The sequence below is a fragment of the Streptomyces sp. NPDC050485 genome (assembly GCF_044458185.1).
Lineage (GTDB): Bacteria > Actinomycetota > Actinomycetes > Streptomycetales > Streptomycetaceae > Streptomyces.
This window is the reverse complement of record NZ_JBITHR010000025.1, coordinates 19231-43372: the sequence shown is the minus strand read 5'-3', so window position 1 is coordinate 43372 and position 24142 is coordinate 19231. Positions and strand designations below refer to the sequence as shown.

Sequence of the window (24142 nt, the reverse complement as noted above, 5' to 3'; positions counted from 1 at the left end):
GGACATCCGGACATCCATGTATGTGGGGACGCTGTCCTTCGATCTGCTCCTCGGCGACGTACGGTCGTTGAAGGAGAAACGCTCCGTCGTCCGGCCGATAGTCGCCGAACTCCAGCGCAAGTACGCGGTGAGCGTGGCGGAAGTCGGCGACCAGGACCTGCACCGCAGGGCCCAGATCGGCCTGGCGGTGGTCTCCGGGGACACGGGGCACCTCACAGACGTGCTCGACCGGTGCGAGCGGCTCGTCGCCGCCCGCCCCGAGGTGGAGCTGCTCTCGGTGAGACGCAGGCTCCACAGCGACGAAGACTGAACACTGAGCAAGGCTTGAGAAGGAGAAGGACCAGTGGCCGACAACGCGCGGGCGAAGAAGCTGGCGGACCTCATCCGGGAGGTGGTGGCCGAGAAGCTGCTGCGGGGTATCAAGGACCCGCGCCTCGGAACGCACGTGACCATCACGGACACCCGGGTCACCGGCGACCTGCGGGAGGCCACGGTCTTCTACACGGTCTACGGGGACGACGAGGAGCGGGCGGCGGCCGCGGCCGGCCTTCAGAGCGCCAAGGGCATCCTGCGCTCCGCGGTCGGCGCCGCCGCCGGGACCAAGTTCACGCCCACCCTGACGTTCATCGCGGACGCGCTGCCCGAGAACGCCAAGACCATCGAGGACCTCCTCGACAAGGCGCGGGCCTCGGACGCCGCGGTGCGCGAGGTGTCCTCGGGCGCCAAGTTCGCCGGTGACGCCGACCCGTACAAGAAGCCCGGCGACGAGGACGACGCCTCCGCATGAGCAGCGCAGCAAAGACGCCCGACGGCCTGGTCATTGTCGACAAGCCGTCGGGCTTCACTTCGCACGACGTCGTGGCCAAGATGCGCGGCATCGCCAGGACCCGCCGCGTGGGCCACGCGGGCACCCTCGACCCGATGGCGACCGGTGTGCTCGTCCTGGGCGTGGAGCGGGCCACCAAACTGCTCGGCCACCTCGCCCTGACCGAGAAGGAGTACCTCGGTACGATCCGGCTCGGCCAGGACACCATCACGGACGACGCCGAGGGCGAGATCATCTCGTCCACCGACGCCTCCAAGGTGACCCGCGAGGGCATCGACGCGGGGGTCGCCGCGCTGACCGGCGACATCATGCAGGTGCCGTCCAAGGTCTCCGCGATCAAGATCGACGGCAAGCGGTCCTACGCGCGGGTGCGCGGCGGCGAGGAGTTCGAGATTCCGGCCCGTCCGGTGACCGTCTCCTCCTTCCGCGTGTACGACGTCCGCGAGGCGGTCGCCGAGGACGGCACCGCCGTGGTCGACCTGGTCGTCTCCGTGGTCTGCTCCTCCGGCACCTACATCCGCGCACTCGCCCGTGACCTCGGGGCGGGGCTCGGCGTCGGCGGCCACCTCACCGCGCTGCGCCGCACCCGGGTCGGCCCGTACGGGCTCGACGCGGCCCGCACCCTGGACCAGCTCCAGGAGTCGCTCACCGTGATGCCGGTCGCGGAGGCCGCGGCCGCCGCCTTCGCGCGCTGGGACGTCGACGCACGCCGCGGCGGGCTGCTGCTCAACGGCGTCCGCCTCGACATGCCCGACGAGTACGAGGCCGGGAAGCCGGTCGGGGTGTTCGGGCCCCAGGGCACCTTCCTCGCGCTGGTGGAGAACCAGAAGGGCAAGGCCAAGAGCCTCGCCGTGTTCGGCTGAGCGCTCCGCGGAGCCCACCGTGGAGCGGGCGGGCCGGCCCGCTCCACGATCCCCCTCGCAAGGGGTCTATCCGCCCGGTCCGGGGGATTCACCCCTTCGAGCAGGCGCTCGGAGTGAACCACGGGAGCGTGCGGGGGCGCTTTCGGCAGGCGTTCTTCTCGGGCGGATCACCCCAGAACTACCGTTTCGGACATGGGACGCGGGGCTGGGGGAGAGGACCGGGACACGCTCGTACGGATCTGCGATCTGGCGGGGCGGACCCGGGGCACCGGGTTCGTCGCCGACGCCCGGGGGACCGTCGTCACCAGCCACGAAGCCGTCGACGGACTGAGCCGCGTGGTGCTGCACGCCGCCCGCGAGCGGACCTGGCTGGCCGAGGCGGACGACCTCACCCCGCTGCCCGGGGCGGGCCTCGCGCTGGTCCGTACCGACGGGCTCGGGGTGCGGCCGCTGCCCATCGCCGCGCGCGACGCGATCGGCGCGGGCACTTATGTACGGGTCGCGGCGCACGGGTGGCGCGAGGCGCGGGTGCTCGGCACGTCCGTCGTCACCTATACCGCCACCGACCGCTTCCATCTCCTGGGCGGCGTACTGGAGTTGGCGATCGGCACCGACGGCAGCGAAGCCATGCGGCTCGGCGGGGAGGCCAGCGGGGGGCCGGTCGTCGACGCCGTCACCGGGGCGGTCATCGGGGTGGTCGGCACCGCGCTGCACGCCGCCCACCACACCTGCGGGTTCGCGGTGCCGCTGCGCGCCGAGGAGGGACCGCTCGCCGAACTGCTGCGGCGCAACGCCGCCACCGTGCCCGCCTACGGCCGCGACCTGAACCTGGCGGGGGCGCTCCAGCTCACCGCCACCTCCGTGGGGTCGGCCGGCGGGCCCAGCGGGTGGCAGGACCCCGTCGAACGGCACTCCACCGTCAAGGAGTTGGACGCGTTCTGCGCGGGCGACGCGCTGGTGCTCGGGCTCGTCGGGGACCCCGGGACCGGGCGCACCACCGAACTCGCCGCGTTCGCCGGGCGGCGGGCCGGCGGCGCCGAACCCGCCCCGACCCTCTGGCTGCGCGGCGCCGACCTGCGCGCCGACGACACTTCGGTGGCCGACGCCGTGGCCCGCGCGCTGCGCCAGGCCGGGCGGATCCTCGCCACCTCCCCGGCGCCCGGCGACCTGGACCCGGCCACCCCCGACCGGGTGGCACGCCTCGCCCGCGAGGCCGGCCGGCCGCTGCTCGTCCTGCTCGACGGGCCCGAGGAGATGCCGCCCGTCCTCGCCCACCGGCTCGCCGAATGGAGTGCGGGAACGGCCGGGTGGCTGCGGGCGGCCGGGGTGCGGATGGTCGTCGCCTGCCGCCCCGAGCACTGGGAGCAGGCCGGCGCGCACTATCCGCAGGGCGTACTGCATCCGGCCCGGCTGCCCCGGCTGCCGGACGGCGTGCGCGTCGGCGACCTCGGGCGCAAGGAGGCCGCGCGGGCCCGCGAACGCTACGGCATCCCGGACGGCGCGCTCGCCGAGCCCGACACCCGCCACCCGCTCACCCTCGGACTGCTCGCCGAGGTCCGCGCCGCGCTGCCCGGCGAGGTCGCGGGAAAACCGGACCGCGAGGACGTCTTCTCGGCCCATCTGGACCTGATGTGCCTGCGCATCGCGGTACGCATCGCCGCCGCCGCGCGCCCACCGGTGCGCGCGAGCGCGGTGCGGCGGCTCGCGGTCCGCGTCGCCGGGCAGGTGCACGAGGCGGCCCGGCGCTGTCTGGGCCCCGGCCAGGGCGAGCTGGACCGGGAGTCGTTCGAGGAGATCTTCCCGTGGCGCACCGGATCGGCGTCGGCGGTGCTGACGGAGGGGCTGCTCGTGCCGGCCGGCACCGGCTACCGCTTCGCGCACGAGGAACTCGCCGACTGGCTGCAGGCCGCCCACCTCGACCTCGACGCCGCCCTGTACGCGCAGGTGCACCGCTGGTACGAGGAGGGCGATCCGCAGACCGTGATGCGGCTCCCCGCGCGGCCCGCCGTCGGCGCCGTGCCCGGCGGGCAGGTGCCGCCCCCGCCGGGCTCCGGGGCCGCCCCCGCCGCCCGCTCCCTGCCGGTGCCGCGGCACCGCATCGGGCCCGTCCTGCAGGCGATGCTGCTGCTCGGCAGCCACCAGGGGTCCACCCAACTCGCCCTGAAACTCAAGGAGTTGGTGGATGCCCTCGACCGGCCGCCCACGCCCGGAGCCGACCCCGCCCGGCTCGTGGACGCCCAGTGGTGGGCGGTCCGGCTGCTCGCCGAAACCCTGCTCCGGGTGCCGGACGTACGCCCCTACCTGGAGGTGCTCCGGCTGCTCGCGGACCGCATCAGCGGGCGGTCCCTGCGGGACGGGGGACCGCAGCATCTGGGCGGGCTCGGGGAGTTCGGGCCCTGGTTCTGGATGCGGCTGCGGATGGGCGAGGACCGCAGGCTCGAACTGCTGCGCCGCCTGGTGCCCGCCGACGGGGTGCCCGGCGCGGAGCCGGGCCGCCGGCGGTACCTGGACGCGGTGGACCGGCGGCTCACCGTCGAGCCCAGAACCGTACAGCCGCTGCTGTGCCGCTGGTTCACCGACGAGCGGCCGCTGCCCGAGCCGCCCGGATCCGATGTGCGGCCCACCGTCGCACGGGCCGCGCAGGCCCTGCTGTACGCGCGCCGGGCGCTGGCCGTCGACGATCTGACCGAGGCCCTCGTGGCCACCGCGCACGTCCGCGCCGACGAACTGCTCACCGCCCTCGCCGAGGACGAGCCGTCCGCGCTCTGCCGGGCCGTGGACCGCTGGGCCCACGACGACCGGCCCGAGCGGCGGGCCGCCGCCGCCACCTACGGACCGCGGGTCGCCCCCCGCGCCGACACCCCCGCCGACCGCGACCTGCTCCGCTACGCGGCCCTCGCGCTGCTCGCCCGCCCCGGGGACGCGCCCCTGCACGGGGCCGCGCTCGCCCTGCTCGTCCGCGACCCGCACACCCGCGGCCGCCACCTGGACAAGGCGCTCGCCGGGTACGCGGCCGGGGACCCCGCGCTCCCCGCGGCCGCGCTCGTCACCGCCCTCGACACCCACCCCGAACCCGTTCTGGCGGCCTTCCGGACGAGGCTGGAGGGGCCCGGCGAAGCGGCGGCCGAGGTCATCGACGCGCTCGCCGGGATCAACACCCCGGCGCTGGCCCGCCGGGCCGCGGCCCTCGTCCGGGACCACGTGGAGCACCACCCCGAGGGCGCGGTGCACGCGGCCGCCTTCGTGGAGCGGCGCCTGGAATACGGACCGGCGGCCCGCGCGGTCCTCTTCCCCATGGTCACCAGTCTGCTGCGGGGCCGCGCCCACCTGGTCCGCCGCGCCCTCGCCCCGGTCCTCGCCGCGCCCGGCACCGGCGCCTCGCGCCCGCTGCGCGCCGAGCTCCTGGACGTACTCCTCGAAGGCGAGCGGTACCAATCGTGCGATCCGGCCGTACTGGACGCGCTGCTCGGCGCCGCGGCCGCCGGTTCCGGGCAGCGGGCCGAGGCGCGCACCCGCGACCTCGTCCACCGCACCGGGCTGCTCTTCGTCCGCACGACCGAGGGCGCGGCCGCGTTCGACCGGCGCCTGGTCGAGCTGTGCGAGGAGGTCCCGGGCTTTGCCGCGCAGGTCGCGGGATGGCTGGTCCAGGCGCCGCAGGAGTGGTCGGTGGTGGTCGGGCCGAGCGCCCGTCGCGCGGTGGAGACGCTGGGCAGTCCCATGCCGATGCCATCCCCGGCCACCGGGCATGGCAGTCTTAGACCTGCATGACGCGTAAGGGTCAACGACGTACACGGGTTCGAGGAGCGGTCACAGTGCAGCGCTGGCGTGGCTTGGAGGACATCCCCCAGGACTGGGGACGCAGCGTCGTCACCATCGGCTCCTACGACGGGGTGCACCGCGGACACCAGCTGATCATCGGGCGGGCCGTGGAGCGGGCCCGCGAACTGGGCGTGCCGTCGGTCGTCGTGACCTTCGACCCGCACCCCAGCGAGGTCGTCCGCCCCGGCAGCCACCCGCCGCTGCTCGCCCCGCACCACCGGCGCGCGGAGCTGATGGGGGAACTCGGCGTCGACGCGGTCCTCATCCTCCCCTTCACCAGCGAGTTCTCGAAGCTGTCGGCCTCCGACTTCGTGGTGAAGGTGCTCGTCGACAAGTTGCACGCGAAGCTCGTCGTGGAAGGCCCCAACTTCCGCTTCGGGCACCGGGCCGCGGGGAACGTCGAGGTCCTCGCCGAGCTCGGCCGGACGTACGACTACGAGGTCGAGGTCATCGACCTGCGGGTGCGCGGCGAGGCGGGCGGCGGCGAGCCGTTCTCCTCCACGCTGACCCGCAGGCTCGTCGCCACCGGCGACATCGAGGGCGCCGCCGAGATCCTCGGCCGCCCGCACCGCGTCGAGGGCGTCGTCGTCCGCGGCGCGCAGCGCGGCCGCGAGCTCGGCTACCCGACCGCCAACGTCGAGACCCTGCCGCACACCGCGATCCCGGCGGACGGCGTGTACGCGGGCTGGCTCACAGCCGCAGGCGAGCGGATGCCCGCGGCGATCTCAGTCGGCACCAACCCGCAGTTCGACGGCACCGAGCGGACCGTCGAGGCGTACGCCATCGACCGCGTCGGCCTCGACCTGTACGGACTGCACGTCGCCGTGGACTTCCTCGCCTATGTGCGGGGCATGGCCAAGTTCGACTCGATCGAGGACCTCCTCGAAGCGATCGGCAACGACGTGAAGCGCTCCACCGAGCTGATCGAGGCGTACGAGGCCCGGCAGGACTAGGTCCTCACTCGTTCCTGACCGCCGCCGCAGCCCAGTGGCAGGCGGCCCGCGTGGCCCCGTCGCCGGGCAGGACCGGGAGGTCCTCGGTGCGGCAGCGGTCGGCCACGCCCGCCCGGTCCGCCTCGCCGGAGGCGAGGATGTGGCAGCGGGCGTGGAAGCGGCAGCCGGGCGGGATGCGGGACGGGTCCGGGGGCTCGCCCGTCAGCACCACCGGGTCGCCGGGGGACTCCGGAAGAACCGACAACAGGGCCTGGGTGTACGGGTGTTGAGGGTTCGTCAGGATGTCCTCGACGGGGCCCGTCTCCACGATGCGGCCCAGGTACATGACCGCCACCCGGTCCGCGATGTTCCAGGCGAGGCCCAGGTCGTGGGTCACGACCAGGGCGGAGAGGCCGAGTTCGTCCCGCAGGCGCAGCAGCAGCGCCAGGATCTCGCCGCGTACCGACGCGTCCAGGGACGCCACCGGCTCGTCGGCGACGATCAGTTCGGGGTTCAGGACGAGTGCGCCCGCGATGACCACGCGCTGGCGCTGGCCGCCCGACAGTTCGTGCGGGTAGCGCAGGAAGAAGCGCTCGGGCGGGCGCAGGCCGGCCCGGGACAGCGCCTCGGCCACCAACTCCCGCTCGTCGTCGGCCGAGCCGTGGATGCGCAGGCCCTCGGCGACCGCGTCGTACACCGTGTGCCGGGGGTTGAGCGAGCCGCTCGGGTCCTGGAGGACGAGCTGGGCCCGTTTGCGGTACGCCTTGAGCGCGCGCGGGTGGTGGTCGAGCGGGCTCCCGTCGAAGGAGACGCTGCCCCCGGTCGGGGTGACCAGGCCCAGCAGGGTGCGGGCGAGCGTCGTCTTGCCGCAGCCCGATTCGCCGACCAGCGCGACGATCTCGCCCGCGCCGACGGTGAGTTCGACACCGTCGACCGCGCGCGCCGGGGGCGCCCCGCGCCGCCCGGGGAAGGCGACCCGCAGGGCGGTGGCGGTGAGGAGGGGGACGGGGGCAGAGGTGGTCATGGGGTGCTCCTGCGTAGGGGGCGGGGCCCGGGGTCGGGACGGGTCAGCCCGCCAGGACGCACGCCGCACGGCGTCCCGGACCGGCCTCGCGCAGCGCCTGGTCCTCCGTCGCGCACGAGGCGAGGGCGACCGGGCAGCGGGGGTGGAAGGTGCAGCCCGACGGCAGGGCGGCCGGGTCCGGCGGGTCGCCCGGCAGACCGCGGGGGGCGCGCCGCGATGCCGGGTCGCCGATGCGGGGGAACGCGGCGGACAGCGCCCGGCCGTACGGATGGCGGGCCGCCTCGTACACCTCGCGCGCCGGGCCCTCCTCGACGACGCGGCCCGCGTACATCACCGCGAGCCGGTCGCAGGTGTCGGCGAGGACCGCCAGGTCGTGGCTGATCATCAGCAGGCTGATGTCCTGCTCGGCCACCAACTGCTCGATCAGGCGCAGGATCTGGGCCTGGATCATCACGTCCAGGGCCGTCGTCGGCTCGTCCGCCACGATGAGCCCCGGGTCGCAGGCCAGGGCCATCGCGATCATCACGCGCTGGCGCTGGCCGCCGGAGAGTTCGTGCGGGTAGGCGTCCGCGCGCGAGCCGGGAAGGCCGACCTGTTCGAGGAGCCCGGCGACCCGTTCGCGGGCCGCGGCCGGGCCGGCGAGGCCGTGCAGCAGGATCGGCTCGGCGATCTGGTCGCCGATGCGGTGTACCGCGTTGAGCGAGTGCATCGCCCCCTGGAAGACGATGGACGCCCCCGCCCAGCGGACCGCCCGCAGCCGCCCCCACTTCATGGTGAGCACGTCCTCGCCGTCGAGCAGTACCGATCCGGTCAGTGTCGCCGAGGCGGGCAGCAGCCGCAGCAGCGCCATCGCGAGCGTCGACTTGCCGCAGCCCGACTCGCCCGCGATGCCCAGCTTCCGGCCGGGCGCGACCGTCAGGTCCACCCCGCGCACGGCCGCCGCGCCCGTCTCGTACGTGACGTGCAGGTCCTTGATCTCCAGCAGGCTCATCGGGCCCCCAGCTTCGGGTTCAGTACGGCCTCGACGGCCCGGCCGCAGAGCGTGAAGGAGAGGGCCACCAGGGCGATCGCGATGCCCGGTGGGGCCAGGTACCACCAGTGCCCCGACGACACCGCGCCCGCCTCGCGGGCGTCCTGGAGCATGCCGCCCCAGGACACCACCGTCGGGTCGCCGAGGCCAAGGAAGGCGAGGGTGGCCTCGGTGAGGATGGCGTTGGAGATACCGAGCGTGGTCTGCGCGAGGACCAGCGGCATGACGTTCGGCAGGACGTGCCGGGTCATGATGTGGCCGTGGCCGCCGCCGAGCGCGCGGGTGCGTTCGATGTACGGGCGCGACTCGACCGCGATGGTCTGCGCGCGCACCAGGCGGGCCGTCGTCGGCCAGGACGTCACGCCGATGGCCAGGATCACCGTCCAGACGCTGTGCGACATCACGGTCGCGAGGACGATCGCGAGGACCAGCGTCGGCATCACCAGGAACCAGTCGGTGATCCGCATGAGCACGGTCGAGAGCCATCCGCCGTAATGCCCGGCGACGATCCCGACCAGCGTGCCGATCGCGACGCTCAGCGCCGCCGCCAGCAGCCCGACCGCGAGCGAGATCCGGGCGCCCCAGATCAGCAGGCCGAGCAGTGAGCGCCCGAACTGATCGGTGCCGAGCGGGAATCGACCGCTCGGGGACTCCAGCGCCGAGCCGGGCGCCGAGGTCACGCTCTGGACGTCCTGGCCGACGGTGAGCGGCGCGGTGAATGCGATCAGCGCGATGAGGGCGAGGCCCGCGAGACCGTACAGACCGGCCCGGTGCGTACGGTAGGCGCGCCAGAAGCGGACCAGCGAGTCGCGGCGGCGCGCCCAGGCCAGGGAGCCCGACGTGCCGGGGGCTGCGGTCGTGGTCATCGGACCGCCCCCGAACCGGGCAGGGCGTACGTGGTCGTCGTCATCGGCCCACCCTCGGGTCGAGCAGCGGATAGAGCAGGTCGGCCAGGAGGTTCATCACGATCATCGCGCCCGCGAAGACCACGAACAGGCCCTGGACCAGCGGGAGATCGGGCACGCTCAGCGCCTGGTAGAAGAGCCCGCCGAGGCCCGGCCAGGAGAACACCGTCTCGACCAGGATCGAACCGGCCGCCACATGGCCCAGGTTGATGAACAGCATCGTCACCGTGGGCAGCAGCGCGTTCGGCACCGCATGGTGACGGCGTACGGCAGCGTCCCGCAGGCCCTTCGCGCGGGCCGTCGTCAGATAGTCGCCGCCCATCTCGTCGAGCAGCGAGGACCGCATGACGAGCAGGGTCTGCGCGTACTGCACCGCGACCAGCGTCAGCACCGGAAGCACCATGTGGTGCGCCACGTCCAGGACGTGGGCGAAGCCCGTCGTGTCGCCGGACTCCATGCCGCCGGTCGGGAACAGGCCCGGGACCGGGCCCGCCCCCACCGAGAACGTGATGATGAGCAGCAGCCCCAGCCAGAACGAGGGCACCGACCACAGCGTCAGCGCGAGCCCCGTGTTGAGCCGGTCGCCGAGCCCGCCGTGGCGCCAGGCCGAACGGGTGCCGAGCCAGATGCCGAGCGCCGAGTAGAGCAGCACGGCCGTTCCGGTCAGGAGCAGCGTCGCGGGCAGCTTCTGGGCGATGAGCGAGCTGACCGGGGCGTGGAACTGGTACGAGGTGCCCAGGTCGCCGGTGAGCGCCTTGCCGCAGTAGTCCGTGAACTGCTGCCAGACCGGCAGATCGAGCCCGAACTGGCTTCGCAGGTTGGCGAGTTGTTCTGCGGAGACCTGGCGCCCGTGGGTCATGGTGCGCACCGGATCGCCCGGGATGATCCGGAACAGGAAGAAACTCGTGACGAGGACGGCGAACAGGGAGACCACCGCCCCGGCCAGTTTGCCGCCCACGTAGCGCAGATACGTGAGGGCCGGCCCCGCGGCGGCCGAGCGCCGGCGCGGCGCGGTGCGCGCCTCGGCGACCACCGCGGGCGTATCGGCCGAACTCGCCGTCGTCATCGGCTACTCACGGTCGTCGGCGCCGGCCCGGCGGCGCAGGGCGAGGAATCCACCGAGCCCGGCCAGCACGACCACGCCCGCCACGATGCCGAGGACGACACCCGCGGAGGAGCCGCCGCCCGAGGTGGCGGCCGAGCCGCCCGCAGGTACCGCCGACCACCAGCTCCAGTAGCCGTCCTGGCCGTAGATGTTGCCGGCGGCCTCGGGCATCGTCGTGATCGACTTGATCTGGTCGGTGCGGTACGCCTCGACCGCGTTGGGGTACGCCATGACGTTCATGTACCCGGTGTCGTACAGCCGCGACTCCATCTGCTTGACCAGGTCCGCCCGCTTGGCGGTGTCGTACTCGGCCGACTGCTTCGCGTACAGGTCGTCGAACTGCCTGTCGCAGATGAAGTCGTCGGTCTGGCCGCTGACCTTGGGGGTGGCGGGCAGCGCGGCGCAGGTGTGGATGGACAGGACGTAGTCCGGGTCGGGGTTGACCGAGTAGCCGTCCAGGGCCAGGTCGTACTCGCCGGCCGTCCACGGGTCGGTGACGTTGTCGACGCAGTCCACCGTGAGGCCGATGCCGAGCTTGCCCCACCACTCCTGGAGGTACTTGCTGACGGCCTTGTCGTTCGGGTCGATGGCGTGGCAGAGCAGCCGCAGACCGAGCGGCTTGCCGTCCTTGCCGGGCCGCTTGCCGTCGGCACCCGTCCGGTATCCCGCCTCATCGAGCAGCGAGGCCGCCCTGGCCGGGTCGTACGCGATCTTCTGGCCCTCGGCCGGCTTCCAGAAGTAGTCGGCGAACCGGGGCGGGATGTAGCCCTCTCCCTCGACGGCGTGGCCCTGGTACACCTTGTCGACAATCGCCTTGCGGTCGACCGCGGCGAACAGCGCCTGGCGCACCTTCGGGTCGAGCAGCGCCGGATTGCCGTTGCCGAACTTCCTGCCGTCCCTGGACTGGGCGCCCGGGTTGGTGGCGAGCGCGAAGAAGCGCCGGCCGGGGGCGTCGTTGACCTTGATGTCCGGCGCCGACCGGAGTGAACTGGCCTGCGCGGGCGTCACGTTGGAGACGAAGGACACCTCGCCCTTCTGGAGCGCCGCGACCGCCGCGTCATTGTCCTTGTAGTACTTGAAGACCAGCGCGTCGAACTTGGGCGCACCCCGCCAGAAGCTCTTGTTCGGCTTGAGCTTGATGTACTGGTCGACCTTGTAGTCGGTCAGGACGTACGGCCCGTTGCCGACGACCGGGAACTGCTGGTCGTTGTTGAACTTCGAGAAGTCCGTGACCTTCTCCCACACGTGCCTCGGCACGATCGGGACGTCCAGGGCGGTCATGGTGGCCTGCGGCTGCTTGAGTTCGACCACGAGCGTGGCCGGGTCGGGGGCCGAGACCTTCTTGAAGTTCGCGACGAAGCTGCCGTTGGCGGTCGCCGCGGCCTTGTCCGTCATCATCTTGTTGAACGTCCACGCCGCGTCCTCGGCGGTGGCCTGCTGCCCGTCCGACCACTTCGAGTCGGTACGGATGGTGTACGTCCAGGTCAGCTTGGACGGCGAGGTCTTCCACGCGGTGGCAAGACCCGGGACGGGGTGGCCGTCCTTGGCGTCGTAATTCGTCAAGTACTCGTACATCAGCCGGTGCACGCTGGTACTGATCAGCCGCTGGGCGAGGAAGGGGCTCAGCGAGTCGACGCTCTGCGAGACGGCGACGGTGAGCACCTTGTCCCCGCCCTTCGCGTCATCGGCCGCCGCGCCCTGGGCGGGGAGTACGGCCCCGGCCGTCAGCGCGAGGGCGGCGGCGCCAGCGGCGAGCAGGCGCCGGGGCCGCGGCCGGTGCAGGGGCTTGCGCGATGGAACTGTTCTTGCCATGGGACGGTGACCTCGCGTCATCACTCGCACGGAAAAGCAGGGTTGATCGCAGGGTGAGCGGCAGACGACCGCCGGTTGGCGGTCGGGCTGATGTTGCTTGAACGGGGGCGTGGCGGCCGGTTTGGGCGAAGGTTTACCAGCGGTGGTCTAGACGTGTCAACGGCGCATCGCAGGCCGGGTGGTCTGCGGAAACGCGCGAGGGCCCGCACCGTTCGAACGGTGCGGGCCCTCATTGGTCCAGTCCTCTGACGCCTTACTGCTGAGGGGCTGGCGGCGACTGCGGAGGCTGCTCGGCCCCGGGCCACCCGGCCGGGGGAACGGGCGCCTGCGGGTCCGGCTGACCGGGAGCGTTTGCGGCGGTGGGCGGCTGCGGCGGCTGGAGCCGCCAATCGGCGGGCGGCTGGGGGGTGTTGGGGTAGGGCTGGCCCTGCGACTGCCCGGGGAACTGACCCTGCGGGGGTTCCGGCTGAGCCGGGGGGAACTGGCCCTGCGGCTGCTGACCCGGCTGCGGCTGCTGACCCGGCTGCCCTGGCTGAGCCGTGTACGGCTGCCCCGGGTAGGGCTGGCCGGGCTGCGGCTGGGCTGCGGCGGGCTGGCCGGGCATGGGCTGGGGCTGCCCCGGGTAGGGCTGGCCGGGCTGCGGCTGACCCTGCGGAGCGGGCTGGGCCTGGTTCGGGAACGGCTGGGCCTGGACGGGGAAAGGCTGCCCCGGCTGCGGTTGACCGGGGCCCGGGTAGGGCTGGCCCGGCATGGGCTGGCTTTGGGCGGGCGAGTGCTGGCCCGGTTGCGGCTGAGCTTGTGCCGGGAACGGCTGGCCGGGGGCGGGCTGAGCCTGGGCTTGGCCGTGCGCCTGGTTCGGGAAGGGCTGGCCGGGCTGCGGTTGGGCCGCCGCGGGCTGGCCCGGGTGGCCGGGCTGGCCCGGGTGGAACGGCTGGCCCGGGTGGAACGGCTGGCCCGGCATGGGCTGGCCCTGGCCCTGGCCTGCGAACTGCTGGGCGGGCGCGCCCTGCTGGCCGGGCAGCGGCGGGGCCATGGTCGGGGGCGGGTTGAGACCGTCGCCCGTCCACAGGCCTTGCTGCTGCTGAGCCCGTACGAAGTCCTCGGCCACCAGCGCCGAGAGGTTGAAGTACGCCTCCCGGGTCTTCGGCCGCATCATGTCGAGGTCCACCTCGGCACCCGCCGACAGGTGCTCGTCGAACGGCACCACGACCACACCCCGGCAGCGCGTCTGGAAGTGCTGCACGATGTCGTCCACCTTGACCATCTTGCCGGTCTCGCGCACCCCGGAGATGACGGTGAGGGAACGCTGGACGAGCTCGGCGTAGCCGTGCGCCGAGAGCCAGTCCAGCGTGGTCGAGGCGCTGGACGCCCCGTCCACGGACGGCGTCGAGATGATGATCAACTGGTCGGCGAGGTCGAGCACGCCGCGCATCGCGGAGTACAGCAGACCCGTACCCGAGTCGGTGAGGATGATCGGGTACTGCTTGCCCAGGACGTCGATCGCGCGCCGGTAGTCCTCGTCGTTGAACGTCGTGGACACGGCCGGGTCGACGTCGTTCGCGATGATCTCAAGCCCGGACGGCGCCTGCGAGGTGAAGCGGCGGATGTCCATGTACGAGTTGAGGTACGGGATCGCCTGGACCAGATCGCGAATGGTGGCCCCGGTCTCGCGGCGCACCCGGCGGCCGAGCGTACCGGCGTCCGGGTTGGCGTCGATCGCCAGGATCTTGTCCTGCCGCTCGGTGGCCAGGGTCGCGCCGAGCGCGGTCGTGGTGGTGGTCTTGCCGACACCGCCCTTGAGGGAGATGACGGCGATCCGGTAGCAGGAGAGGACCGGCGTCCGGATGAGGTTGAGCTTCTGCTGCCGCTCGGCCTCCTCCTTCTTCGCCCCGAACTTGAAGCGCGAGGCACCGGCGGCCGGGCCCCGGCTGCTCTTCGGCTTCGGCTTGTTGTTGCGCAGCAGCCGGTCGGACGACAGCTCGACGGCGGCCGTGTACCCGAGCGGCGCCCCGGGCATCGACCGCTCCCGCTGGTCGTGCGTCACCGGCGAGGGCCACGCGGTCCCGGACCGCGGATCGACGGGCGGCGCGGCCTCCGGCATCGGCTGAGGCGCGGCGGGCGGGTTTGCCCCCGGGTTGGCTCCCGGGTGGGGGAAGCCGTAACTGGGCTGCGGGGCGGGGGAGTTCGGGTTGGCCGGGGCCGAGGCCTGCTGCGGGAAGCCGTAACCGCCTTGCGACGTAGGGGAGTTCGGCGCCTCGGGCGGGGTGGGGGCCTGTGGTGCGGAGGGCTGGTTTGCGCTGGGGTGCGGGAAGCCGTAAGCGGGCTGCTGTTGGGCAGGCGAGTTGGGGGCATCCGCCGGGGTGGGAGCCTGTGGTGCGGAGGGCTGGTTTGCGCTGGGGTGCGGGAAGCCGTAACTGGGCTGTGGCGCGGGCGCGTTCGGGGCGACCGGGGGGTTGGCCGGGGTGGAGCCCTGCTGAGGGAAGCCGTAACTCCCTTGCGGCGCGGGGGAGTTGGGGGCGGACGGCGGAGTCGCCCCCTGCTGGGGGAACCCGTAACCACCCTGCGGCTGCGGCCACGCGGGCGCAGGGGCGGCCTGATCCGGGGACGAGCCCGGCATCGGCTGCGCCTGCGCGGGTACCGGCCACTGCGGCGCTGCGGTGGGCGCGGCGGGCTGGAACGCGGGCGGCAGCGGAGGCAACCCGGGCTGCGCTCCGGCCCCGGTGGCCCACGGCTGATCGACGGGAGCGGGCGGCGCGGGCGGCGCGAGCGGCGCGTCCTGGGGCTCCGCGCCGGCGGGGGCGTCGGCACGTGCCGCGTCCGTGGGAACGGCATCTGTGGGCGCAGCGTCCGCAGGCTCGGCATCCGTGACCGTGGCCGGTGCGGGACCGCTTTGGGCCGCTTCCGGAGCCACGGCAGGTGAGGCGGAGCCGGTGGCCGGGTCAACTGCTGCGGCGTCGGCGAGGGCGGTGCCCCCGGCGGCGTCCGCATAAATGGCGTCGGTAGGAACGCCATCGGTGGGAATGGCGTTGGTGGGAGCGGCGTCCGCAGGAGGGGCGTCGACCGGCGGGATGGCGGTCGGCGAGGCGTCTCCGGCGGCGGCATCCGCTTCGCCGGGCGACGCCTCGGCCGTGACCGAGACCTCGGACACGTCCCCGGCCTGGGGCACGGTCGTACCCCCGAACCGATCCCCCGAGAAGTCGCCGGAGCCGTCCGATTCCCCGGAGTCGGCAGCGTCCTCGTGGGCGGTCGGCGCTGCGACCTCCTCGCCGATGTCCGTACCCGGACCCGTAATCGATTCCGGAGCCGGAGCCGGAGCCGGAGCCGGAGCCGGAGCCGGCTCGGTCACCTCATCCGCCGTATCCGGGGCATCGGAGCCCTCGGCCGGGGCCGACGGGACCGCGTCGGTGTCGGGCGCCGTGGCTGACGGGGCGTCAGGAACTGCCACCGGCACCGGTGCCGACTCGCCGCGCGCCGCGGCCGCCGCCGCCGCTTCGAGCTGCTCGAACTCCCGCTTCAGCGCGGACGGCGAGAACCGCATCGTCGCGCCGCTCTCGATGTCGCCCCCGCCGAAGGCCTGGCCCTCGCCCGTGGGGCGGCTCGCCTCGGGCGCGGGGGGCGGTGTCATCGGTGCGGGGAAGGCGGGCGACGGGGGCGGCGTCTGGGCGGCCGGGGCCGGGCCCGGGGGTGGCGGGGTGGGGCCCCAGTTCGGCTGGAACCCGCCGGCCTGCGGCAGTCCCGGCACGTCGACCGGCGTACCGGCCGGCGGCGGCAGTGGAACCCCCGTGCCACCGCTCTGCTCACCGGCCGGAGCCGGGGTGTCCTGCGCGCCCTGGGTGTACCAGGCGGGCGGGGTGTAGTCGATGGTGAACTCACCCGTGGTCTCGGGATCGGCGTCGGACCGATTCTCGTCTCGCGCGTTCCCGCCGGTGCGGAACTGGTCCTGGTCGCTGTTCACCGGTTTCCTTTCGTTCGCCTGTGACCGGGTGTAGGCCGTGGGTTTCATTGGCATCCATGAGCCGGGGCGGGGCAAGCCCTTGTGCGGTGGTCGCCGAGTCGAGCGCGTTCCGCCCGCCCCTGCCCGCCGCGGGCGACGCGGCATCCGGACCGTACGGACGACGCTTCTCGCCGCGGAGCCCTGCCCCCATTCGGTCCCACCCTAATCGTCGGCAATACCGACGTGGGAGGCCCGGCCACCCCGATCGCCTGTCCCTTTCGTCACCCTCGCTCCACGGGTGACGATGAAGTGACCCGCCGGGGGCGGAGCGTGCGGGGCGAAACGGTCAGATCGGGTCAACTCGCGCCGCTCCGCTGGTGTATCAGTCGACCCGTCGGGCGTTCCCCAACAATCCGGTCTCGGTGTCGGTGGCCTGGGTCATCGCGAAGGACCGGTCCCGCTCGTTGCACCAGAGCGTCACCCCGTCGGCGAGCGTCGAGAGGGATTCCTGCTCGGTGCGCGGCAGATTGATGAGGCGGCCCAGCCGCGCCGCCTCGTCCGGTGACACCCGCTGCACACCGACCAGCCGTGCCTGCCGGATCAGCCGGGGTGCGACCGGGCTGAGGTAGGGGAGCAGGGTGAGCACCGCCTGCCAGGGCGCCGAGACCACCCGGCCGCGCGGCGGGCGCATGCCGCAGTCCCGCACCACGAGCACCGGCTCACCGGCGGAGGCGCCGAGCGGGGGCACCCGGCCCACATCGTGCACGGTCATGCCGCTCTGGCTGGCGATCGCGTGCACCAACTGGGCCCAATTCTGCGGCCGGCCGGTCTCCACCGCGACGCGCGTACCGGTGGCGGCCGCCCGCAGTGCGAGTACCTGCGCCGTCCACAGACCGCCGATGAGGACGATGTCGTACGCGGTCGGTCTGTTCACCCCGAGCACCGCGGGCCGCCCCTCGGTGTCCACCCCGACGACCACGCCGTCGTCACCGATGGGCAGCGCCAGGCTGTCCAACTGCTCGGCGGACAGGGTGTGCCGACGGTGCCGGGGGCCGATGAGGCCGAAGCCGGTGCGCGATGCGCGGCGCTCGGCGGCGGGTGTCGTCGTGGCCATCAGCGGGCACCTCCGAACGGCAGCGTGGCGAGCATCCCGGGCAGCTGCTCGTGGTCCAGCGGTACGAGCCCCGCCCGGGCCTCGCGCGCGGAGCGCTCCAGCGCCTGCCGGGCCGCGGCCAGCTCGGCCTCGCTGCGGCCGGTCACCCTGATGTGGCCGCTGATGGTGCTCTCCCGGGCGCTCGCGCGGGCGATGGTGAGGCTGAACGTGGTCGCCAGCGCGGGAACCGCCGTCAGCAGGGCGACGAGCTGGGGCAGCCCGCCCGTCCCGGAACCGCCGTCGATCCGGGGCCAGCGCCGTATCCAGTACGTCGTGTGCCGGCGGTTGTCGCAGCGCCAGGAGCGACTGGACTCCTCGGTACGCCGCTGGGGCGTCTCCGTCCGGCCCGCCTGCGCCGTCACCAGCGGATTGGCGCAGGCCGAGGTGGCCACGGTGTCCGCCAGCTCCTCCTCGGTCAGCACCGTGGCGCCCAGGCCCGCTCCGGTCAGCCGGCTCGCCAGGTGGAGCGCGGCGCGCGCCGCGCACTTCTGGGCGCCCTCGATGCCGCCGCCGCGCGCGGCCACCGCCTCCGGGCACAGCTCCGGGTTCAGCTTCAACGCGATCCACGTGATGCGGACCGCGGGCGAGGAGGTCTGGGCGTGCAGCGGCGCATAGTTGGTGACCGCGACGGACTGCTGCGGCAGCCGCAGTGCGGGCGCGGGCTGGGTGTGCAGCAGTATCTGGGCCGATTCCAGCCGGATGTCGTCGACGTGAAGGGCATCGCGCACCAGCCCTATGGGCAGCGGGCGTTGGCCCCGCTCCGCCCGCAGCGCCGTCGCGTCCGACTCGATCTGCAGGACGACGGTGAGGAAGGCACCGTCCCCGATCATCCCGATCGGACGCCGGTCCCGGTCCCCGTGGCTGTACGTCCGCAGCGTCGGATCGCACTCCACGGCCGGGGCGAGTCCCGGCAGCGTGCCCGGCGGCACCGGGGTGGCACCCGCACGCCGCCGCCGCGCACGCAGCGCCCAGGCGGTGCCCAGCCATGCGGGCAGTGAGCGCCCCCGGCGGCGTACCACCGCGAGCAGCACGAGGGCGAGGGCGACGACGCCCGCGGGCACCAGCGCCATCGGGCCGGCCACCCACCCGGCGAGCAGCAGAGCGGCGGCCGACTCGACCAGAATCAGCTGTTGCAGACGGAACGAACCAAAGCGTTCGGAACGGGACTTGAGGCGGGGTGTCACGGGCCCGGCGGCCGCGGGAACGGGGGTGCTGCGGACCGGTTCCGTACGCACCCGGGAGCCGGAACCGGCGGCGCGGGGCGCACCGGACTGTTCACGGGAGCGTGACTGCGTCCGTGTCGGCGAAACCATCCCTGAACCCCCCGAACTCCTCGAAAATCCCTGGCCAATAAGGGGCTTGAGGATCTGGCCACCCTACCCGCCCCCGGACGTACGATCACGTAACAGGCATAGTAGGGGGCTGGTCTGACAACGGAGGGCGGGGGACGGGCTCCCCCAGCGCCGCGCGGGGGGAACGGGAGAACACGGACACTCATGGCATCACGGCGGGACGAGCTCAACGCGTACACCTTCGCGAAGCGTCGTACGCTCGCGTCGTTCATCCAGCCCTCGCCGACGGGTTCGGAAGAGGGGGCTCCGCGTCCGCTGCACGCCGTGCTTCCGGGCGGCATCGCGGCGGTCGTGCTGCTCGCCGCGTTCGGGGCGTGGGGGATGTTCAAGCCCACCGCGCCGCCCGGCTGGGACACCCCCGGCGAGAAGGTGATCATCGCCAGCAAGTCCACCACCCGCTACGTCGTCCTGACCACCAACGGCACGAAGGAGCTGCACCCCGTCCTCAACATGGCGTCCGCGAAGCTCCTGCTCGACCCGGACAAGGGCCAGGTCATCAACGTGGACGAGTCCGTCCTGGACAAGGGCTCCCTGCCGCACGGCGCCACCCTCGGCATCCCGTACGCCCCCGACCGGCTGCCGTCCGCCGCGGAGGCCGGATCGGCGAAGCGCTGGGCGGTGTGCGAGCGCCCCGCCGACGGCGGCCGGGCCATCCAGAAGGCCGCGTTCGTCCTCGCCGACCGCGACAAGGCCCGCGCGGACGGGACCGGGCGGCTCACCGGCGGTGAGCTGATGTACGTCGTGGCGGCCGACAGCAAGATCCGTTACGTCGTGGACGCGCAGGGCACCAAGTACCAGGTCGGCACCGACGAACTCCTGCTGCGCGCCCTGGTCGGCGCGGGGCGCGAACCCGAGCGGGTGTCCAAGGAGTGGCTGGAGACGCTGCGTTCGGGCGACCCGGTCGCCTTCCCCAAGGTCGAGGGCAAGATCGGCTCGCCCGCCGGTGCGCCCGGCGGCCTCGACCCCGAGTTGAACCGGGTCGGCATGGTGCTGCGGGCCCCCAACGGCGCGGGCACCCAGTACTACCTCGTCCGGCCGGGCAAGGTCTCGCCGGTCTCCGACTTCACCGCGAAGCTCCTCCTCAACAGCCGCGACCTGCGCGAGCTCATGCGGACCGGCCGGGCGACGGAGGCCAACGCGGCCGCGTTCACGCCCGAGACCACGGAGTTCGCGGCCCAGCGCCGGTGGCCGCGGCAGATACCGGTGGCCGTCAACGAGGCGGGCACCGCGAGCGGCAGCCGCAACACCGTGTGCAACGTGCTGCGCGACGTCAACAAGGACAACGGCGACACGACGATGAGCACATGGGCGGGCACCGACTTCCCCGCCCCGCTGCCCACCGGTTCGAGCAGTGCGTACGTCACCCCCGGCTCCGGCCAGCTCTTCCGCCAGATCCAGGGCTCCGAAACCCGGGCGGGCGGAGTCTTCCTGGTGACCGACACGGGCCTTCGCTACGCGATGCAGTCCAACAGCGACAGCGCCGGCGACGACTCGGGTATGGGCCTGACCGCCGACCAGCGCAAGCAGTTGCAGCAGGAGGCCCAGCAGGCCCAGACCCGGCTCGGCTACGCCAAGTCCGAGCCGGCCCCGGTCCCGATCAGCTGGTCCACCTTCCTGCCCACCGGCCCCCGCCTCTCGACCGGGGCGGCCCGCCAGCCCCAGGGCTCCTGAGGGGCGGTTCGACCATGGCGTACGCCCTCAAGTCCCTTGCCCTGTCGGCTGTTTCGGTCCTGACAGTCATGGCAGCCCCGGCGATCGCGGCCCCGGCCGACGGCGGCGGGGACCAGTGCACCTTCCCCTCGAAGCCGTACCCGGGCCGCCCCTGGGCGCTCCAGCGCGTACTCCTGGACGAGCTGTGGCGGCAGTCGACCGGCAAGGGCGTGAAGGTGGCGGTGATCGACACGGGTGTCGACATCAAGAACAGCCAGCTCACGGGCGCGGTCGACGCCTCCCAGGGCAAGAACGTCATGAAGCCGGACCTCAAGGACCCGAACGGCCAGCCGCTTCCGCGCGGCGCCGAGAACGGCACGACGGACACCGTCGGGCACGGCACCAAGGTCGCCGGGATCATCGCGGCCCGCCCCGCCAGGGGAACGGGTTTCGTGGGCCTCGCGCCCGACGCGACGATCATCCCCATCCAGCAGAACGACGCGGACGGCCACGGCACGGCGCAGACCCTGGCGGACGCCATCCGGTACGCGATCGGTGCGGGCGCCGACGTCATCAACATCTCCCAGGACACGGCGAACGCGGTGGAACCGGACCCGGCCCTGAAGGAGGCCGTGGAGGCGGCGCTGGCCCACGAGATCGTGGTGGTCGCCTCCGCCGGAAACGACGGCCTGGGCGGCAACGTCAAGCAGACGTACCCGGCTTCGTACCAGGGCGTGCTCGCGGTCGCCGCGTCGGACCGCAACAACGAGCGGGCGGCGTTCTCCCAGTCCGGCGAGTTCGTCGGCGTGGCCGCGCCCGGCGTCGACATGGTCTCCACCGTGCCCGGCGGCGGCCACTGCGCCGACAGCGGTACGAGCTTCTCGGCCCCGTACGTCGCGGGCGTCGCGGCCCTCATCAAGGCCAAGCACACCCAGTGGACCCAGCGCGAGATCGTCGCCCAGATCCAGCAGACCGCCGAACGCTCCGTGGCCGGCCACGACCGCCTGGTCGGCTGGGGCGTGGTCGACCCGGTCCGCGCCCTCACCGAGGACGACCACCCGATCGAGAAACCGGTCGCGCACGAGGGCATCACCCCCGCCCAGGCCCCCACCCCCGCCGCCCTCCACCTGGGCGAGACCGACGAACAGCGCACGCAACGCCTGGCCACCTACGTGGCGGTCGGCGCGGCGGTCCTGGCCGCCGTCCTGAGCGGCGCGGCGGTGGCGATCAGGGACGCGAGACGTCGGAGCCGGAGGCCGGCCGGGGCGGAACGGAACTGAGTAGACGTACTCATGTGACGTGGGAGAAGCCCTTGTAGCGTTGGGACCGCTGAGCCAACTCGGCGCGGGGGAATCCCTGTTGGGCGAGTGGCCGGCATTGGCTAAAGTGACCGCGGTGCGATAAGTGATGTCAATAGAGAGTTGCTTGAGCAAATTCGGTACAGCCGGATCGCACGCGGGCGAAGGGGAATTGGGTCATGGGGAGGGGTGTCATGGGGCGTCCTGCCGACATGACGGAGGCAGCACCGATGCCAACCGCCGAACTCAGGCGGGGCTTGGAGGCGCTGAAGACCTTCAGGGACCGGATCGACACGCTGCTCGCGGAGTTCGAGGGCTCACACGCGAGCCCCGCGAAGATCGCGGCCCACCAGATCTCCCGCACGTCCTTCAGCGCCGGAACGTCCCCATTCCCGGAAGCCGACGGCCTGTTCACCCAGTACCACCGCGTACATGAACGCCTGACCTCGCTGTCGAAGTCGCTCGGCCACCAGATCGAGGCGATGGGGATCGCTGTGCATGGGGCGGATGTGGGGTTCGACAACTTGGATGAGGAGGCTCGGCAGCGGTTCGCTGCCATTCAGAGCACGACCAAGTACGACGTCGGCGCGGCCCAGAGCTACAAGGACGGGAAGCCCGCCCAGTCCGACAACACCGATGGCGGAGGGTGGTAGCCGTGGCGGACAAGGAACAGCAGCCGACAGACGCGGAACGCGTGGACCTACAGGTGTCCGTCAGGGACATGTCCACCAACATGTCGAAGGCGGTTTCCAGCCTTCCCGCCGTCGGGAATGCTCGCCCCGCCGGGCGGACCGATTTCGAGGGGCACCAGCTCAACGACATGATCGATCTGGTCCACAACGCCAACCCGGAGCACCTCACCAGTGCGGGGGAAGCTCTTTGGGCCGCCCGGGACGCGATCGAGAAGGCCGCGGAGGAACTGAACATCCACGTCGACTACGTCGACTGGGAAGGGGAGTCGGGCAAGGCCTTCCGCACATGGGGGCAGGGCCTCGTCGCGAAAACGCGTCAATTGGCGGACTTCGCAGACACCGCGGGCATTCAGATCAGCGTGGCAGGAACGGGACTGGCCTCGGTGAGCAAGGCGATGCCCCCGCGCGACCATCGCACCGAGCCCGTAAAGGTCACGGACATTCCTCCGACGAAGCGGGTTGCGGGGAACGCGTCGTACGACGCGGCGGTGCGGGTGGAGAAGGACCGTCAAGAGGCGATCAACCAGATGAACCGCCTGTCGTCGTTCTACTCCGTCTCGGAACAGAACCTTGCGGCTCAGACGCCGCCGGTGTTTGAGCCTATGCCGGAGATGGGGGTGCCGGCCCCGAGAGACAACTTCAGGATCGGTGATCCCTCCATTACGCAGCCGTCCTCGGGGGGCCGCCGGTCGGTCGATGCGGCGACTTCTCGCCACGGTGCGGCGGACGGTGCGATCGGTCACTCGCGTATGGAGAAAACGGTCAATTCTGCCCATCAGGGAGATGTCGCCGGTGTCCCGTCAATTCCGGTCATAGACCGCCCCGTGGGTACGGAACTGAACACGGTGACCGCGCCGCCCGCGCCTGCTCCTGCGCCGAGCCAAGGGGGAGCGATTCCGGCACCTCCTATCTCAACCGGGCCGGGAGGGGGTCCCGTTCCGCCTCTCGTGAACGGGCTCGTGAGCCCGACCGTGAGTGGTTCAGCGAAGGCTTTTGGTGCTGTACGAGGGCTCGGTGCGCCGACTCAGTCACCCGCGGGACCCACGGGCGTCGCGCGGCGCGGTGCGAACGACCCACTGGGGCGTGCAGGGTCGGCGGCGCAGGGGGTCGGCAACAGCGGAGCGGCATCGGTCAACCAGTCGCCGATAGGGCAAGGCGTCTCGGGCGGGACTCCTCGCGCAGGCGGTGCGCCATCACGTGCCGGAGCGGGAGCCACAGCGCGTGGCAACGGGATCGTAGGCGGCAGACCGGGCATCGGGACACCGGGTCCAACTGGATCCCGTATGCCGCGGGGCACAGTGGTCGGCGGTGCGGGAGGCATGCCATCCAACTCCACGAGCCGACCTGGTCAGCGCGGAGTGGTTGGGGCTCCGAAGACTCCTTCATCCAGCGGGGTGCAGACGAATCGACGCCCCTTGAGTAACGCCGATGGAGTGGTCGGTACACCGCAGAATCGCTCGGCGAGTACCCGCGGTAGCCGCAAGGGGTTCACCACCGGTGGCTCTGGGCTGGTTAGAACACTGGGGGACCAGAGTGGTGCGGAGCCCGACGACGAGACGAACCAGAGCCCACAGCACACGCTCGAAGGAAGCGAAGTCGAGGCGCCTGACCGGCGGAACTACCTACCACCAGCGATCAACTAGGCACAGGCGAGGACGTAGGAACGCATGAAGGTAGGAACGAGCCGACCGGGTAAGCCCAGTTCGACGAGTGGAGCGCGGACTCGGAGGCGGGCGGCCTCCGCGTG

Annotated in this window: 17 protein-coding genes; 9 read left to right on the top strand and 8 right to left on the bottom strand. The window is 72.6% G+C overall.

Annotated elements, in window-relative coordinates:
- Positions 1-16 precede the first annotated feature (16 nt).
- The 5 genes from ACIBK6_RS34515 (at position 17) to ACIBK6_RS34495 (ending at position 6461) form a co-directional block, all read left to right on the top strand.
- A complete protein-coding gene (locus ACIBK6_RS34515; RefSeq protein WP_399056107.1) occupies positions 17-310 on the top strand; it encodes a DUF503 domain-containing protein in 294 nt (97 codons plus the stop codon).
- A 33-nt stretch (positions 311-343) separates the two neighbouring features.
- Positions 344-787, top strand: coding sequence for a 30S ribosome-binding factor RbfA (gene rbfA / locus ACIBK6_RS34510; RefSeq protein ID WP_399056105.1), 444 nt, complete (start codon positions 344-346; stop codon positions 785-787).
- Positions 784-1689, top strand: a complete 906-nt coding sequence (truB, locus tag ACIBK6_RS34505) for a tRNA pseudouridine(55) synthase TruB (RefSeq protein WP_399056103.1) — start codon at positions 784-786, stop codon at positions 1687-1689. Before rbfA ends, truB begins: the two co-directional genes overlap by 4 nt.
- A 192-nt stretch (positions 1690-1881) precedes the next feature.
- Positions 1882-5457 (top strand): trypsin-like peptidase domain-containing protein, encoded by a 3576-nt coding sequence (locus ACIBK6_RS34500; protein ID WP_399056101.1) that lies wholly within the window; start codon positions 1882-1884, stop codon positions 5455-5457.
- Positions 5458-5501: 44 nt separating this feature from the next.
- Positions 5502-6461 (top strand): bifunctional riboflavin kinase/FAD synthetase, encoded by a 960-nt coding sequence (locus ACIBK6_RS34495; protein ID WP_399056099.1) that lies wholly within the window; start codon positions 5502-5504, stop codon positions 6459-6461.
- Positions 6462-6465: 4 nt separating this feature from the next.
- Here the strand turns inward: ACIBK6_RS34495 and ACIBK6_RS34490 are convergent, their stop codons facing one another.
- The 8 genes from ACIBK6_RS34490 to eccE form a co-directional block, all read right to left on the bottom strand.
- Positions 6466-7464 (bottom strand): oligopeptide/dipeptide ABC transporter ATP-binding protein, encoded by a 999-nt coding sequence (locus ACIBK6_RS34490; protein ID WP_399056097.1) that lies wholly within the window; start codon positions 7462-7464, stop codon positions 6466-6468.
- A 43-nt stretch (positions 7465-7507) separates the two neighbouring features.
- Complete coding sequence (locus tag ACIBK6_RS34485; protein ID WP_399056095.1) at positions 7508-8455, bottom strand: ABC transporter ATP-binding protein; 948 nt, start codon at positions 8453-8455, stop codon at positions 7508-7510.
- Positions 8452-9360, bottom strand: coding sequence for an ABC transporter permease (locus tag ACIBK6_RS34480; RefSeq protein WP_399056093.1), 909 nt, complete (start codon positions 9358-9360; stop codon positions 8452-8454). Before ACIBK6_RS34480 ends, ACIBK6_RS34485 begins: the two co-directional genes overlap by 4 nt.
- Positions 9361-9400: 40 nt before the next feature.
- The gene (locus tag ACIBK6_RS34475; protein WP_399056091.1) at positions 9401-10465 is read right to left on the bottom strand and encodes an ABC transporter permease; all 1065 of its coding nucleotides are present in this window, start codon (positions 10463-10465) and stop codon (positions 9401-9403) included.
- Positions 10466-10468: 3 nt separating this feature from the next.
- Positions 10469-12316, bottom strand: coding sequence for an ABC transporter substrate-binding protein (locus ACIBK6_RS34470; RefSeq protein ID WP_399056089.1), 1848 nt, complete (start codon positions 12314-12316; stop codon positions 10469-10471).
- A gap of 253 nt (positions 12317-12569) precedes the next feature.
- Entirely contained in the window at positions 12570-16271 is a 3702-nt protein-coding gene (locus ACIBK6_RS34465) for an SCO5717 family growth-regulating ATPase (RefSeq protein WP_399056087.1), read from the bottom strand.
- Positions 16272-16632: 361 nt separating this feature from the next.
- Positions 16633-17364 carry a hypothetical protein gene (locus tag ACIBK6_RS34460; RefSeq protein ID WP_399056085.1) on the bottom strand — a complete coding sequence of 244 codons (732 nt, stop codon included), beginning with the start codon at positions 17362-17364 and terminating at the stop codon, positions 16633-16635.
- The gene (eccE, locus tag ACIBK6_RS34455; RefSeq protein ID WP_399056082.1) at positions 17364-18716 is read right to left on the bottom strand and encodes a type VII secretion protein EccE; all 1353 of its coding nucleotides are present in this window, start codon (positions 18714-18716) and stop codon (positions 17364-17366) included. The genes ACIBK6_RS34460 and eccE overlap by 1 nt, the downstream gene beginning before the upstream one ends.
- Before the next feature lie 183 nt (positions 18717-18899).
- On the opposite strand from eccE, the gene eccB reads away from it, so the two are divergent.
- From eccB to ACIBK6_RS34435, 4 genes are all read left to right on the top strand, one after another.
- Positions 18900-20426 carry a type VII secretion protein EccB gene (gene eccB, locus ACIBK6_RS34450; RefSeq protein ID WP_399056080.1) on the top strand — a complete coding sequence of 509 codons (1527 nt, stop codon included), beginning with the start codon at positions 18900-18902 and terminating at the stop codon, positions 20424-20426.
- Between the two features lie 68 nt (positions 20427-20494).
- On the top strand, positions 20495-21685 hold the full coding sequence (gene mycP / locus ACIBK6_RS34445) for a type VII secretion-associated serine protease mycosin (RefSeq protein WP_399056225.1): 1191 nt from the start codon (positions 20495-20497) through the stop codon (positions 21683-21685).
- Between the two features lie 248 nt (positions 21686-21933).
- Positions 21934-22356, top strand: coding sequence for a hypothetical protein (locus ACIBK6_RS34440; protein ID WP_399056078.1), 423 nt, complete (start codon positions 21934-21936; stop codon positions 22354-22356).
- Positions 22357-22358: 2 nt separating this feature from the next.
- Complete coding sequence (locus ACIBK6_RS34435; protein WP_399056076.1) at positions 22359-24038, top strand: hypothetical protein; 1680 nt, start codon at positions 22359-22361, stop codon at positions 24036-24038.
- Positions 24039-24142 lie beyond the last annotated feature (104 nt).

Coding starts and splice junctions, on each gene's coding strand:
- ACIBK6_RS34475 (WP_399056091.1), bottom strand. CDS start 10,465: ATGACGACGGCGAGTTCGGCCGATACGCCCGCGGTGGTCGCCGAGGCG.
- ACIBK6_RS34470 (WP_399056089.1), bottom strand. CDS start 12,316: ATGGCAAGAACAGTTCCATCGCGCAAGCCCCTGCACCGGCCGCGGCCC.
- mycP (WP_399056225.1), top strand. CDS start 20,495: ATGGCAGCCCCGGCGATCGCGGCCCCGGCCGACGGCGGCGGGGACCAG.
- ACIBK6_RS34500 (WP_399056101.1), top strand. CDS start 1,882: ATGGGACGCGGGGCTGGGGGAGAGGACCGGGACACGCTCGTACGGATC.
- ACIBK6_RS34480 (WP_399056093.1), bottom strand. CDS start 9,360: ATGACCACGACCGCAGCCCCCGGCACGTCGGGCTCCCTGGCCTGGGCG.
- ACIBK6_RS34440 (WP_399056078.1), top strand. CDS start 21,934: ATGCCAACCGCCGAACTCAGGCGGGGCTTGGAGGCGCTGAAGACCTTC.
- eccE (WP_399056082.1), bottom strand. CDS start 18,716: ATGGTTTCGCCGACACGGACGCAGTCACGCTCCCGTGAACAGTCCGGT.
- ACIBK6_RS34490 (WP_399056097.1), bottom strand. CDS start 7,464: ATGACCACCTCTGCCCCCGTCCCCCTCCTCACCGCCACCGCCCTGCGG.
- ACIBK6_RS34460 (WP_399056085.1), bottom strand. CDS start 17,364: ATGGCCACGACGACACCCGCCGCCGAGCGCCGCGCATCGCGCACCGGC.
- ACIBK6_RS34485 (WP_399056095.1), bottom strand. CDS start 8,455: ATGAGCCTGCTGGAGATCAAGGACCTGCACGTCACGTACGAGACGGGC.
- ACIBK6_RS34515 (WP_399056107.1), top strand. CDS start 17: ATGTATGTGGGGACGCTGTCCTTCGATCTGCTCCTCGGCGACGTACGG.
- truB (WP_399056103.1), top strand. CDS start 784: ATGAGCAGCGCAGCAAAGACGCCCGACGGCCTGGTCATTGTCGACAAG.
- eccB (WP_399056080.1), top strand. CDS start 18,900: ATGGCATCACGGCGGGACGAGCTCAACGCGTACACCTTCGCGAAGCGT.